The following is a 12,929-nucleotide window of genomic DNA, read 5'->3' as shown; positions in this document are numbered from 1 at the left end:
ACCGATATTTCACGGTCATTACGCCTTCAACAGCGAAAACCGGCCGGTAGAATTGTGCGCCGTGGCCCAAAACTGGCCGGTCGTGCACCGCGACAGTGAATTCTCGGTGATTCGCGGCGCATTGCTCGGGGAATCCGGCGATTGCGGCATCGTCCTGGTCGGTGATGCGGGCGTAGGCAAAACCACGTTCGCCCGGTTGGTCACCCAGTCACTGCCGGTGCGCGCCCACTGGGTTGCGGCGACAGAGTCGGCGCGGGGCATCCCGCTGGGAGTGTTCGCCCATCTGGTGCGCAGTGCCACGTCGCGTGATCCGGTGGCATTCCTGTCCGCGGCGCGCGAAACGATTCTGGCCGAAGGACATTCGGTCATCGGCGTGGACGACGCGCATCTGTTGGACCAGCTGTCGGCGACGCTGCTGCACCAGCTGGCGTTGGACGGGTCGGTGCGCATCGTGGCGACGGTCCGGGCGGGCGCTCCGGTCCCCGACGCGATCACGTCGTTGTGGAAGGACCGGTATCTGCAGCGGTTGCATCTGATGCCGTTCAGTCAGCAGCAGTGTGTCGGCCTCATCGAGGAGGCATTGGGCGGACAGGTGGAGGGTCTGTCTGCCGAGCTGATGTGGCAGGCCTCGGGCGGGAACGCGTTGTTCGTCCGCCACTTGGTGGAAGGCGCCATCGAGGCCGGGACTCTGCGGCAGGTTCGGGGGGTGTGGCAGCTGCGGGGCCGGGCTGCGGTCACCTCGGAGCTGGCGTCATTGCTGGACTCCAGGGTCGACCAGTTGCCTGACCAGGTGCTGCACGCGCTGCGGTTGCTCACCTTCTGCGAGCCCCTCGACCTGGACACTCTGACTGCCATCGTCGGTTCGGACGTGGTCGAAGAGGCGGAAAGCCGTGGTCTGGTGCGAGTCGGTGAGGAACCGGGTGGCATTGACGTGCGATTCACCCATCCGCTGTTCGGCGAGGTAATCCGCCGCCGGCTGGGGATGGCTGCCGCCCGCCGACTGCGCGGCGAGCTGGTTCGCGCGATGCGGGACCGGCCGCTGAACAGTTCGGCGCACCGGATTCGGCTCGCGGAACTGACGCTGGACAGCGACGAGGTGCCCGAACTGGATCTGCTCGTCACAGCGGCGAGAGAGGCCATCGCCCTCACGAACGTGACGTTGGGTGAGCGGCTGGCTCGCGCGGCCACCAACCGGGGCGGTGGCCTCGAGGCCGGCGAACTGCTGGCGCGTTCGCTGCTGTGGCAGGGCAAGGCGACCGAAGCCGAGGAGACGCTCAGCTCATTCGACCCCGAGCAGATGACCGAACTGGAGCTGCTGCGGTGGGGCTGGGCCCGCATCGCCAACCTGCACTGGGCGATGGGCGACGCCGAGGGGTCCGACGAAGTGCTCGCCCTGCTCCGCGAGCGCATCACGAGCCCCGAGTTGATACCGATCATCGACGGCACAGCGTCGGCAACGCTGGCTTTCGAGAACCGGCTGACGGAAGCCGTGGCGATGGCCGATCGGGTGCTCGCCGAGCCCATCGCGCATCCGGTCGCGTTGCAGTGGGCGGCATTCGGTGGGGCGCTCGCCCTGGCACTGATGGGCCGCAGCGAAGAAGTGGCGGTATTGGCGCGCCGGGGCCGCATGGCCAGCGCCAAGGCCGACGGGCTGCTCCGCTACCTCACCGCGTTCGGGGAGGTGCGCGCGTTGGTGCTCGCCGGAGAATTCGACGCGGCGAGCAGCCGATCCGCGGTCATGATGCAGATCACCTCGTCGGGCCAGTATCTGGCGTGGGGGATGGCCAATGTGCTGGTCGGCACCATCGGTCTGGCCCGCGGCGATTTCGTCGAGACGGTGTCACGGATGGAGCAGACGGTCGCGGCGCTGACGGCCGAGTCGGCGGCTTCGTGGAGCTTCCCGGCTCGGCTGTTGCTGGCGCAGTCCTACTGCGCGTTGGGTCGGGTGCAGCCTGGGGCCAAGATGGTCGCCGAGTTGAAAGTCCGCTCTGGCCGGCACGTCGCGGTGTTCGGTCCACAGCTCAGGATCGCGGAATCGTGGCTCGCGGCGGCAGAGGGAAACGTCAGCGCCGCAATAGAACTGGCTTTGGATGCCGCCCGGTTGGCTGACAGTTCCGGCCAGAGTGCAGTGGCCATGCTGGCGTTGCATGACGCAGTGCGATTCGGTGACCACAGCGCCGCGGGCCGGCTGATCGAAGTCGCCTCCGGAGTCGGCGGCCGCATGGCCGCTGTGATCGCGGCGCATGCCCGGGCGGTCAGTGATCGCGACGGGCCTGGATTATTCGCTGCCGCAGAGCAATTCGAGCAGCTGGGTGCGTTGTTGTCCGCTCTCGACGCCGCGGCGCAGGCATCGGCGACGTTCGCGGCGGCCGACGACCGGCGACGCAGCGCCGAGGCCGCCGCCGTCGCCAACCGGTTGGCCGCGCAGTGCGGGGGAGTACGCACTCCCGCACTGGAATTGGCGGCGCACCCCTTGCCCCTGACGGTGCGCGAACGTGAGATTGCGAACCTGGTTGCCGCCGGGCTGAGCAATCGCGAAATCGCCGACCGGCTGACCGTATCGGTGCGCACGGTCGAAGGTCACCTGTATCGGGCCTGCATAAAGCTCGACATCTCGGACCGCGAGGATCTCGCCAAGCTGATCCGGACCGGCGCGGCGGCTCACTGAATCTCGGGTGCGCCCCGGCTTCCCATACGCTGGCCGACGTGAACGAGAACGACACCGTGGACGACGACGGCGACCTCCAGATCAGTGGCCCGGTGCAACTCCGTCGCGAACGTTGCGCCACCACGACCGCCGACCAGCGCCTCCTGGACCGGCGCGGCCCCACCGACTGGGTGCACACCGACCCGTGGCGCGTGATGCGCATCCAAGGCGAGTTCGTCGACGGCTTCGATGCCCTCTCGGAGATGCCGAGGGCGGTCACGGTTTTCGGTTCCGCCCGAACGGTGCCGCATTCGCCGGAATACCGATTGGGTGAGGAGCTGGGCGCCGCGCTGGTGCACGCAGGCTATGCCGTGATCACCGGGGGCGGGCCGGGGGCGATGGAGGCGGTCAACCGTGGGGCCAGCGAGTCCGGCGGCTATTCGGTCGGTCTGGGCATCGAGCTGCCGTTCGAACAGCGGCTCAACCACTGGGTCGACCTGGGGATCAACTTCCGCTACTTCTTCGTCCGCAAGACCATGTTCGTCAAATATGCGCAGGCGTTCGTGTGCCTGCCCGGTGGCTTCGGCACCCTGGACGAGCTGTTCGAAGCCTTGACCTTGGTGCAGACCCGCAAGGTCACCGCGTTTCCGATCATCCTGTTGGGTGTCGACTACTGGTCGGGCCTCATCGACTGGATCCGCAACACCATGCTGGCGGAAGGAAAGATCTCCGAATCCGACCTCGACCTGATCCACTGCACCGACAGCGTCACCGAAGCAGTGGACATCATCGTCGCGTCAGCAGATTAGCGAGGTCGCCCTCAGTCGTGCTCCGCTTCGTAGCGCAGGAGGACCGTGCCGCAGGGAAAGGTGCGGTTCTCCAACAGTCGCAACGAGATCCATGCCGGCAGCGTCGGGAAGAACGGGGTGCCGCCGCCGACTGCGGTGGGCACGAGCACGATCCGGTACTCGTCCACCAATCCGGCCCGCACGACGGGCGCGGCGAGCGTCGCGCCGGCTATCTCCAGATTGCCGTCGGTCTCGGCTTTGAGCTTCGACACCACCGCGACGGGGTCGCCGCGTTCCAGACGGGAGTTCCAGTCGACCGAATCCAGCGTGCGCGAGAACACGACCTTCGGCATGTCCCGCCAGATGCGGGCGAAATCCACGATGAGCGGGGTGGCATCCGGTTCCTTGTCGGCGGTCGGCCAGTACGCGGCCATCAGCTCGTACAGCCGCCGGCCGTAGAACGACAGCGCCGTCTCGCGCTCGAAGTCGTTCCAGTACTGGTGCAGTTCCTCGCTCGGTTCGGACCAGTCGATGCTGCCCTGTGCGTCGGCGATGTATCCGTCCACCGACACGTTGAAGCCATAGATGAGTCTGCCCATGTAGATCAGACTGCACCCGACGGCGAAATTCATCGGCCAGGAGCGGGACGAGTCTCAGCCGAGAAGCTCCACCGACCTCTGGAGATCGGCCACCAGGTCGCGGTAGGCGGCGTCACGGTCGGGCGGTGGCAGGCGCAGGATCGACGAGGGATGCGCGGTGGCGATGGCCACGGTGTCGTGGTTCGGCACGGTGTCGGCCGGGAGCGACAGGGTCTCGCCGCGATGCTGGGTGAGCCGAAAGTCGTTGCCCAGGAGCGACTGTGCTGCCGTCGCGCCGAGCAGCACCACCACGTCGGGTTCGACGGTGCGCAGCTCGGCCAGCAGCCACGGTCGGCAGGCGACCACTTCGGTTCGGTTGGGCTTCTGGTGGATTCGGCGCTTGCCGCGATCGGTGGCCTTGAACTTGAAATGCTTGACCGCGTTGGTCACATACAGCCGGTCGCGATCGAGCGCGGCGTCGCCGAGTGCGCGGTCGAGAAGGCGGCCGGCCGGCCCGACGAACGGTTGACCGCGCCGGTCCTCCACGTCACCTGGTTGCTCGCCGACGAGCATGATCGCGGCCGCGTCGTCGCCGACGCCGAACACCGTCTGCTGCGCGTGCTGGTACAGCGCGCAGCCGTGGCACACGCCGGCCGCCGTGCGCAGCGCCGGGATGTTGAGCTCGCGGGGGAGATAGTCTGCCGCGCTGGTTTCGGCCATGCGGGTGTTTACCCCGCACGCCGCCGCGCCAATCGCGCCGCCCAGCCGACGCGGCGCCCGGCTACCGGAGGGACTCGGCGCGCTTCTTGACGCCGTCGGTCATGCCCCCGAAGCCCTTCTTCAGGGCGCGGCCCAGCAGGCCGGCGACGATGGGAGACACCGGGCCGAACAACTGGAAGTGCGAGTCGTAGCGGGTGCGGCCGTCGGGCAGCGGGGTCAGCCGGTGTGAGCGCTCGCTGCGCAGCAGTCCCAGCGGGGCGGGCTTCATGTTGTAGCTGAACTCGACGCCCGGGGTGAAGGTGTTGATGTATTCGCGCTGCTTCTTGGGCGGACCGATCAGCACCACCTTCATGTCGATCGGGCTGCCGGGTTCGAACGTCGACGAGCACTCGATGCAGAACGGATTCCACTCGCCGTAGCTGGCCCCGTCGGTGAGGACCTGCCAGACCACCTCGGCCGGTGCGTCGATCTCTACTGACCTGTCAATCGCGAAACTCACAGACACACCGTACGGGAGAGGGTGTACAGCTGCCGACAACTGTCCACTCAATAGGCGGGACGCAGCGCGGCGCGCTAGGCGGCGCGAGATCCTTCCTTCGAGGCTTCGACGCTGATGTTCTTGATCATGCCCGTGAAAATGATGCCGTGGAACGGCATCAGCGCGTACCAATACAGCCGTCCGGCAAGGCCTTTGGGAAAGAAGATGGCACGCTGGTGCAGCCGGGTGGTGCCATCGTCACGGGAGTGGAGTTCCCACTGCAGCCAGGCTCGGCCCGGCGTGCGCATCTCGGCGCGCAGCCGCAGCAGATGCGGCCGCTCGATGCGTTCGACGCGCCAGAAATCGAGAGCGTCGCCGGTGTAGAGAGTGTTCGGGTTGCGCCGGCCGCGGGCCAGGCCGACGCCGCCGGTCAGTACGTCGAGCCAACCGCGGACCGTCCAGGCGAGTGGAAACGAGTACCAACCGCGTTCGCCGCCGATGCCCTCCACGACGCGCCACACCTGGGCGACGGTGGCGTCGCAGTCGATGCTGCGGTCGTCGGTATAGATGGCGTCGCCGGTCCAGCTGGGATCCGACGGCAGGGGGTCGGCCGGGGCACCGGTCGGCGAGGCGTTGGCCCAGGTGGTTTCGACTTCGCCGTCCTCGATGCGGCGCAGCGCCAATCTAACGGCGTCGCGGTATCCGGTCGTGCCCCCGGGCGGCGGTGGAATCACCTCATCGATGTCGTGCTCGGTCACCACGGAGTCGGTGCTCAGGGACTCGATCAGAGCGCGGCCGATCCGCGGAGGCACCGGAGTCACCAGCCCGATCCACAATCCGGCGAGTTTCGGGGTGAGGACCGGCAGGACCACGATTCTGCGTCTCGCCAGCCCCGCGACTTCGGCGTAGATCTGCATCATCTCCCCGTAGCGCAGGACGTCGGGTCCACCGATGTCGTAGGTGCGTGAGCGCGGCACCTCGGCCGTGGCGGCGGCCAGCAGGTAGTAGAGGACATCGCGTATCGCGATGGGCTGGATGCGGTTGTTGACCCAGCGCGGCGTTGTCATCACGGGCAGCCGGTTGGTCAGGTGGCGGATCATCTCGAAGGAGGCCGAACCGGAACCGATGACCACGCCCGCCTGCAGCACGACCGTCGGGACACCGGAGTCGATCAGGATTTCCCCGACCTGGCTGCGTGACCGCAGGTGCGACGACAGCCGGTCGGATTCGGTGTGCAGGCCGCCCAGGTAGACGATGCGTTTGACGTGGGCGGTGCGCGCGGCAGCAGCGAGATTCTCTGCGCTGGTGCGTTCGGCCTCGGTGAACTCTCCCGGGTTACCCATCGAATGTACGAGGTAGTAGACGACGTCGATGTCGCGGCACGCGTCGCCGAGCGTGGCCGCATCGGTGAGGTCACCCTGCACCACCTCCACATCAGCAGCCCAGGGCACGTCACTGATCTTGTCCGGGTTGCGCGCCAGCACGCGCACGCGGTGGCCGGCTTCGATGACACGCGCCACCAACCGACCGCCGATGTATCCGGTGGCTCCGGTGACCAGCACGCGCAACGACGGTGCGGCGTGGATCGCATCTGTCACAGACTCTCCTCGGTTGGGGCCGCACGCTGACTGCTGAGACATTCCCCGAAAATGCCCGGCACTACCCAGTGATTCGGAGGCCTGCCGCGCGCGGATGGTCGGCAATCGATCACAGATTTGTTTATCCCGAGCGCGGACGGGGCATTCGCTGCGGACATGCCGCATGTGCGGCGTCCGTCTTGGGAAGGTCAGACCACGTGACGATTGATTACGACAGCCCGCAGCAGCTGGCTCGTACGCCGCAGCAGGTCAATGAATTCATCTGCATCCGTTGCATTCACGTCCGTGAGCTGAGCGAGCTGACAGCTGACCCATCGCTGGGGCACGTCTGTCGCGAATGCGCGTGATCAAGATGGGCCGACTCGGGCCACCCGCGCTAGCCTGGCGACCATGTCCAGCACGTTTTTCGACAACCCCGTCGTCCGCGCGCTCAACAAGGCGGCGGTCGGTCTGACCAGCGTGCCCGTCCTCGGCGACATCGTCGGCCGCAGCCTGGTCGAGATCCGCTACACGGGCCGCAAGTCGGGCCGTAGCTTCCAGACCCCCGTCAACTACCGGCTGTCGGGCGACGACGTGGTCATCAGCGTGATGGCCCCGGACTCCAAGAGCTGGTGGCGCAACTTCCTCGGCGAGGGCGGGCCCATCACACTGCTCAACTTTCGCGGCGCCGACCGTGCTGGGCATGCGATCTCGACGCGTGACGAGAAGGGCCGCGTCACCGTGCGGGTGCAGCTCGACTAGGCCTCAATCCGCGGCGGAAGTGGCATGATCCGGTTGTCCACATCCGCAGGAGGCGAGAACGTGCCGCTGGCTCACCGTGAGGCCGAGGACCGGGTGTCCATTGCCTGACGAACTGAGGGTCATCGACCTCGCGGAGGACCCGGGTGCCGCAGGTCTGGTGATCGGGGTCGGAGACCCGGCCGGTGATGACGCCGAGTTCTGGCTGCAGCAAGCGACTTTCACGCTGGTCGACCGCCCGTGTGCGGACCGCAGAACCGTGCAGGTGCCCGATGTGGACGCCGCGCTGGGACAGATCGCCGAACGCGTCGCCACGTGGCCGCAGACTGCCGCGGTGTGCGACGACGTCCTACGGGCATTCGACCCCGCGGCGCCGACGTTCGCCGGGGTGATCACCGAATCACTGGCGTATTCGACGCTGCAGTCCGGCCGGGAGTTCGCGCGCTGGCTCGCCGAACGCGGCCCGAAAACCGTTCCGCTGCTCCCGGATCCGGTGGTGTCGCACCGGGACGGTGACACTCTGCACGTCGCGTTCAACCGCCCCCAGCGGCACAATGCGTTTTCCACCGACGCGCGGGCGGCACTGCTGGAGGCGCTGGAGGTCGCGCGCTTGGACCCCTCGGTGACGGGTCTGGTGCTCACCGGCAACGGTCCCTCCTTCTGTAGCGGCGGAGACCTCGCCGAATTCGGGACATTCGACGACCCGGCGTCTGCGCACCTGGCCCGCACGCGCTTCAGCCCGGCCCTGGTGCTCGACGAGATCACCGCGCGCTTGGGCCCGGCGTGCCGGGCCGTCGTGCACGGCCAGGTGCTGGGCAGCGGGCTGGAGATGGCCGCGTTCTGCGGGCAGGTGACCTGTCACCCCGACGCCACCCTCGGCCTGCCGGAGCTGGCGTTGGGTCTGATCCCCGGAGCCGGAGGGACGGTGAGCATCACGCGGCGGATCGGCCGCTGGCGCACAGCGTATTTGGTGCTGTCCCGGGCGACGATCGATGCGGTGACGGCGCAGGACTGGGGCTTGGTCGATGCGGTCAGCGCGTGAGTGACGAGGCGGCGCGGGACTGGTCGGCCAGTGGGCTGGCCGCGCTGACGGGTATGCCGGGCGGGCCACCGGACGTCAGTCGCGCGGCGGTGCTGGCTCGGGCGCGGACGGTCGCATCCGAGTTGTCCGGCAGACTTGGTATCGAGATCGATGCGGCGGAGCTTCTCGCGGGGCGGGCCGCGCTGGCGGGGCTGCACCGGCAGGGCCGGATCAGCGCCGGCGGCGCCACGCGGCTGATCGCGGGTCGCGACGGTTGGTTCGCCCTGACGCTGGCCCGGCCCGATGATGTCGCCGCGGTACCGGCGCTTCTCGAATCCGACGTGCCCGGCGATCACCCGTGGCCGGCCATCATCGAGTGGGCCGGTCGCCGCCGGGTCGCCGATGTCGCGGAGCGTGCGCGTCTGCTCGGTCTTCCTGTCGGCGTGCTGGGGGAGACGACCGCCGCCGCCCCGGTGGTCCGGCGACACGGCAACCGAAAGCCGTTCCGGGACTACGGCCGGCTGCTGGTGGTCGACCTGTCCTCGATGTGGGCCGGCCCGCTCTGTGGACAGCTGCTGTGTCGCGCCGGCGCGACAGTGATCAAGGTCGAGAGCCCGTCGCGGCCGGACGGCACCCGGCAGGGGGAACGACGATTCTTCGACTGGATGAACGCCGGAAAGCTCTGTTATGCCGTCGATTTCGGCCAGCCCGACGAGCTGCGGCAGTTGTTGTCCGTCGCCGACGTGGTGATCGAGTCGTCTCGTCCCGATGCGCTGACCCGCCGAGGCCTGGGCCCGGACGATGTTCCGGCGCGGGACGGCCGGGTGTGGCTGCGGATCACCGGTCACGGCACTGAGGGGGAGCAGGGTCACTGGGTCGGATTCGGCGATGATGCCGCGGTTTCCGGGGGCCTCGTCGGCTCCGACCCGGCGGGCAGCGGACCGGTGTTCTGCGGTGACGCGATCGCCGATCCACTGACGGGGATGCACGCCACACTGGCGGTGGCGGGGTCGCTGCGGCGCGGCGGTGGTGAAGTCGTCGAGATCGCCCTGGCAGCAGTGGCGGCGGAATACGCCGCGCTACCACTGACGAGCGGTGCGAGCGTAGGTCCGGTGGCCGAACCGGTGGCGCCCGCGCTGTCGTCGCGGGCCGGCGAGCTGGGCACCGACAACGCGCGGGTGCGGGGCATCGTGCAGGAAAGGGCTTGCCGGGCATGCTGATTCAACGAGCTACGCTGCTCGACGGTCGGACCGTCGATATTCGGCTGGGCCGGCGCATCGAGGCCATTGCCGACAACCTCGAGCCGATCACCGGGGAGGACGTTCTCGACGCGGCCGGTGGCACCGTCATCCCCGGACTACACGACCATCACGTCCACTTGCGTTCGGCGGCAGCGGCGTTGACGTCGGTGCGGGTCGGTCCGGGGGAGGTACGCAGCCGTGACGCGCTGCGTGCGGTCTTGGGGCAGGCCGCCGTCGGCGCGGACGGCTGGATTCGCGCCGTCGGCTATCACGAGGTTGTCGCGGGTCCGCTGGACCGCGCTGTGCTCGACGAGCTTTCACCGAACGTGCCTGTGCGTGTCCAGCACCGCAGCGGGGTGCTGTGGACCCTGAACTCCGCGGGTCTGACGGCTGTCGGCCTGCCCGACCACCCCGACGGCCGGCTGCGCAGCGCGGACCCGGGCTGGACGCATGCGTTGCAGCGCAGCGACGCCGGACTCGGCGAGATCAGCAGGCGCCTCTCGGCATTCGGTGTCACCGGTGTCACCGACGCGACCCCCGACCTCACCGCTGAGGATGTGATGGACTTCGCCGAGGCCCGCCGGCATGGCGAACTGCGCCAGCGCGTCGAAGTCCTGGCACCCGCCAAACGCATTCTGCACGACGACGATCTGGACCTCGAGGCGCTGGCCGGCTGGATCACGGCACGGCACCGTCAGGGCGGAATCGTTGCACTGCACTGTGTTACGGCCGCGCAGCTGGTCGTCGCGATTGCCGCGCTGCGGCAGGCGGGTTCCCGGGCGGGGGATCGCATCGAGCACGGCGCCGTCATTCCCGATGACTGCCTGGCCGACCTGCGTGGCCTCGGCGTGCTGGTGGTGACCCAGCCGAACTTCATCGCCGAGCGCGGCGCGCAGTACCTCACCGACGTACCCGCGGACGAGCATGGCCAGCTGTGGCGGGTGGCGTCGCTGTGTGGCGCGCGGATACCCGTCGCGCTGTCGACCGATATGCCGTTCGGGGACGCCGATCCCTGGGCGGCGATGCGCGCCGCGGTTCACCGCAGGACGCCGTCGGGCGCCGTGCTGGGGGCGGATGAAAGCATCGATGCCGCAACGGCATTGGGGATGTTCCTCGGCGCACCCGCGCAGCCGGACGTGCCTCGGGAGCTGACGGTGGGAATGCCGGCGGACATGTGCCTGCTGGCGGCGCCACCGCGAGACGTTCTGGCTGCGCTGGACGCCTCGCTGGTGGCTGCGACCGTGTACGACGGTGCGGTGGTGTATCAGGCGGGCTAGTGCGCCGGCTCGAGAACCTCGTCGTCGAGCACTCGGCTCAGCAGGTCCTGGCGGGCTTCGACGTACTGCGTCTTCAAGGTTTCGACCAGTTGCGCGACGGTCAGGCGTTCCTTGATGCTGCCCACGCCCTGACCGGCACCCCAGATGTCCTTCCACGCCTTGGCGTCGGTGTTCCCGCCCGAGCCGAAATTCATTGCCGAGGCGTCGGATTCGGGCAGGTTGTCCGGGTCGAGACCCTGGGCGACGATGCTGCCGCGCAGGTAGTTGCCGTGCACGCCGGTGAACAGGTTGCTGTAGACGATCTCGGATGCCGTGGAGTCGACGATCATCTGCTTGTACTCGGGCACCGCGTTGGCTTCGTCGGTGGAGAGGAATGCCGAACCGACATAGGCGAAGTCGGCGCCCGCGGCGAGTGCGGCCAGGATGGACCGGCCGTGGGCGATGGCGCCCGACAGCAGCAGTGGACCGTCGAACCACTCGCGGATCTCGCGGACCAGCGCGAACGGGGACTGGGTACCGGCGTGGCCACCGGCGCCGGCTGCGACGGCGATGATGCCGTCGGCACCCTTGTCGATGGCCTTGTGCGCAAACTCGTTGTTGATGATGTCGTGCAGGACGATGCCGCCGTAAGAGTGCACCGCATCGTTGATCTCGGGACGCGCCCCGAGCGAGGTGATCACGATCGGGACCTTGTGCTCGACGATGACGCTCATGTCGTGCTCGAGGCGGTCGTTGGAGCGATGCACGATCTGGTTGACGGCGAACGGCGCGACGATGGCGTCGGGATTCGCGAGGGCGTAGGCGGCGTTCGACTCCTGGATCTCATCCAGCCAATCGCCGAGCAGGCTGGACGGCCGGGCGTTGAGCGCGGGGAACGAGCCGATGACGCCGGCCTGGCACTCCGCCTTCACCAGGTCGGGCCCCGAGCACAGGAACAACGGTGACGCGACCACCGGCAGGGACAGGCGCTGTGCGAGGACGGGAGGCAGACCCATGGTGGTGATAGCCCTTCGAATCGGAGACCGGGTTTGGACGGGACTCTAGTGGCGCTGGAGTGGTTATGCAACTAGTGGCATAATCGGCGGCGGGTGGATGTTCTCGCGTTGCCCGCTGATTCGAACATGTTGGAAATCAGTCGTATCAGGGAAGCGCCGACCGCCGGTCCCGGCTTCCGGCGCGCTTTTATGCAACAGATTGGATAACCGTCGTGACAGGACTGCTGCCGCCGCGCTGCGCCGGCGGAAACCGCACGGGACTTACGATCACGCCATGTCGCTGCAATTCGCCATCCTGACCGCGCTCACGGAGCGGGCATCGACGGGTATCGAACTCACCCGCCGGTTTGATCGGGCATTCGGCTACTTCTGGCCGGCGACGCACCAGCAGATCTACCGGGAGCTCGACAAGCTCAAGACCTCCGGGCTGGCCGAGGCCTCGACGCCTGATCGCCCTGAGCGCGGTCAGCCCAAGCGCTTCAGCATCACGCCCGCGGGACGGGCGGCGCTGGGCGAATGGCTCTGTGGCATCGATGATCCCGCGCCGGAGCGGATGTCCATCGCCGTGCGGGTGCGTGCCGCCGCGGCGCTCGGCGAGACCGGGGCCGTGCGCGCCGTGATCGCGCACCACCTCGCCGCGCATGAAGCGATGTTGGCCAACTACCGCGAGATCGATGCCCGAGATTTCGCGGCCCCGGTCGCCGACGCCGACGTGTTGCGGCACCTGGTGTTGAAGGCGGGCCTGCGGACCGAGCAAGCCTGGGTCGACTGGTGTCGCGAGGCGCTGGACGTGCTGGACAGGCTCACGTCGTCCGGTGACGGCGCCTGAGGGTTACGGGACGTTGGTT

At 68.2% G+C, this 12,929-nt stretch carries 12 protein-coding genes; 7 read left to right on the top strand and 5 right to left on the bottom strand.

All coding sequences use genetic code 11. From position 1 onward, the window contains the following. The first annotated feature begins 61 nt into the window (after nt 1-61). Both ACZ5IQ_RS17100 and ACZ5IQ_RS17095 read left to right on the top strand, forming a co-directional pair. Nucleotides 62-2,668, top strand: coding sequence for a helix-turn-helix transcriptional regulator (locus ACZ5IQ_RS17100; RefSeq protein WP_464480037.1), 2,607 nt, complete (start codon nt 62-64; stop codon nt 2,666-2,668). A gap of 38 nt (nt 2,669-2,706) precedes the next feature. After that, the gene (locus tag ACZ5IQ_RS17095; RefSeq protein WP_244872878.1) at nt 2,707-3,456 is read left to right on the top strand and encodes an LOG family protein; all 750 of its coding nucleotides are present in this window, start codon (nt 2,707-2,709) and stop codon (nt 3,454-3,456) included. An 11-nt stretch (nt 3,457-3,467) separates the two neighbouring features. Here the strand turns inward: ACZ5IQ_RS17095 and ACZ5IQ_RS17090 are convergent, their stop codons facing one another. From ACZ5IQ_RS17090 to ACZ5IQ_RS17075, 4 genes are all read right to left on the bottom strand, one after another. Further along, nucleotides 3,468-4,034 carry a dihydrofolate reductase family protein gene (locus tag ACZ5IQ_RS17090; RefSeq protein WP_212814210.1) on the bottom strand — a complete coding sequence of 189 codons (567 nt, stop codon included), beginning with the start codon at nt 4,032-4,034 and terminating at the stop codon, nt 3,468-3,470. Nucleotides 4,035-4,088: 54 nt separating this feature from the next. Next, nucleotides 4,089-4,733 (bottom strand): UdgX family uracil-DNA binding protein, encoded by a 645-nt coding sequence (locus ACZ5IQ_RS17085; protein ID WP_212814212.1) that lies wholly within the window; start codon nt 4,731-4,733, stop codon nt 4,089-4,091. A gap of 61 nt (nt 4,734-4,794) precedes the next feature. Further along, on the bottom strand, nt 4,795-5,232 hold the full coding sequence (locus ACZ5IQ_RS17080; RefSeq protein WP_029118694.1) for an SRPBCC domain-containing protein: 438 nt from the start codon (nt 5,230-5,232) through the stop codon (nt 4,795-4,797). A gap of 74 nt (nt 5,233-5,306) precedes the next feature. Beyond that, nucleotides 5,307-6,809 carry an SDR family oxidoreductase gene (locus ACZ5IQ_RS17075; RefSeq protein WP_244872879.1) on the bottom strand — a complete coding sequence of 501 codons (1,503 nt, stop codon included), beginning with the start codon at nt 6,807-6,809 and terminating at the stop codon, nt 5,307-5,309. A gap of 390 nt (nt 6,810-7,199) precedes the next feature. Here ACZ5IQ_RS17075 and ACZ5IQ_RS17070 point away from each other — a divergent pair, with 390 nt between their 5' ends. The 4 genes from ACZ5IQ_RS17070 (at nt 7,200) to ACZ5IQ_RS17055 (ending at nt 11,086) form a co-directional block, all read left to right on the top strand. Then, on the top strand, nt 7,200-7,550 hold the full coding sequence (locus tag ACZ5IQ_RS17070; RefSeq protein ID WP_212814216.1) for a hypothetical protein: 351 nt from the start codon (nt 7,200-7,202) through the stop codon (nt 7,548-7,550). Nucleotides 7,551-7,650: 100 nt separating this feature from the next. Further along, nucleotides 7,651-8,589 (top strand): enoyl-CoA hydratase/isomerase family protein, encoded by a 939-nt coding sequence (locus tag ACZ5IQ_RS17065; protein WP_371824550.1) that lies wholly within the window; start codon nt 7,651-7,653, stop codon nt 8,587-8,589. Next, nucleotides 8,586-9,788, top strand: coding sequence for a CoA transferase (locus ACZ5IQ_RS17060; protein WP_371824549.1), 1,203 nt, complete (start codon nt 8,586-8,588; stop codon nt 9,786-9,788). Before ACZ5IQ_RS17065 ends, ACZ5IQ_RS17060 begins: the two co-directional genes overlap by 4 nt. Next, nucleotides 9,782-11,086 carry an amidohydrolase family protein gene (locus ACZ5IQ_RS17055; protein ID WP_212814218.1) on the top strand — a complete coding sequence of 435 codons (1,305 nt, stop codon included), beginning with the start codon at nt 9,782-9,784 and terminating at the stop codon, nt 11,084-11,086. Before ACZ5IQ_RS17060 ends, ACZ5IQ_RS17055 begins: the two co-directional genes overlap by 7 nt. On the opposite strand, the gene ACZ5IQ_RS17050 is transcribed toward ACZ5IQ_RS17055, so the two are convergent. Further along, a complete protein-coding gene (locus ACZ5IQ_RS17050; RefSeq protein ID WP_212814221.1) occupies nt 11,083-12,081 on the bottom strand; it encodes an NAD(P)H-dependent flavin oxidoreductase in 999 nt (332 codons plus the stop codon). The genes ACZ5IQ_RS17055 and ACZ5IQ_RS17050 overlap by 4 nt on opposite strands. 274 nt (nt 12,082-12,355) lie before the next feature. Here ACZ5IQ_RS17050 and ACZ5IQ_RS17045 point away from each other — a divergent pair, with 274 nt between their 5' ends. Further along, a complete protein-coding gene (locus ACZ5IQ_RS17045; protein ID WP_212814223.1) occupies nt 12,356-12,910 on the top strand; it encodes a PadR family transcriptional regulator in 555 nt (184 codons plus the stop codon). Nucleotides 12,911-12,929: the final 19 nt, after the last annotated feature.

The sequence above is a fragment of the Mycobacterium toneyamaense genome, from assembly GCF_055384815.1.
Note: the sequence above shows the minus strand (reverse complement) of the source record. Positions and strands in the feature narration are given on the sequence as shown.

What these genes read in the sequence shown, in the direction of transcription:
- ACZ5IQ_RS17090 (WP_212814210.1), bottom strand. Translation starts at nt 4,034, where the DNA reads ATGGGCAGACTCATCTATGGCTTCAACGTGTCGGTGGACGGATACATC.
- ACZ5IQ_RS17085 (WP_212814212.1), bottom strand. Translation starts at nt 4,733, where the DNA reads ATGGCCGAAACCAGCGCGGCAGACTATCTCCCCCGCGAGCTCAACATC.
- ACZ5IQ_RS17070 (WP_212814216.1), top strand. Translation starts at nt 7,200, where the DNA reads ATGTCCAGCACGTTTTTCGACAACCCCGTCGTCCGCGCGCTCAACAAG.
- ACZ5IQ_RS17055 (WP_212814218.1), top strand. Translation starts at nt 9,782, where the DNA reads ATGCTGATTCAACGAGCTACGCTGCTCGACGGTCGGACCGTCGATATT.
- ACZ5IQ_RS17050 (WP_212814221.1), bottom strand. Translation starts at nt 12,081, where the DNA reads ATGGGTCTGCCTCCCGTCCTCGCACAGCGCCTGTCCCTGCCGGTGGTC.
- ACZ5IQ_RS17045 (WP_212814223.1), top strand. Translation starts at nt 12,356, where the DNA reads ATGTCGCTGCAATTCGCCATCCTGACCGCGCTCACGGAGCGGGCATCG.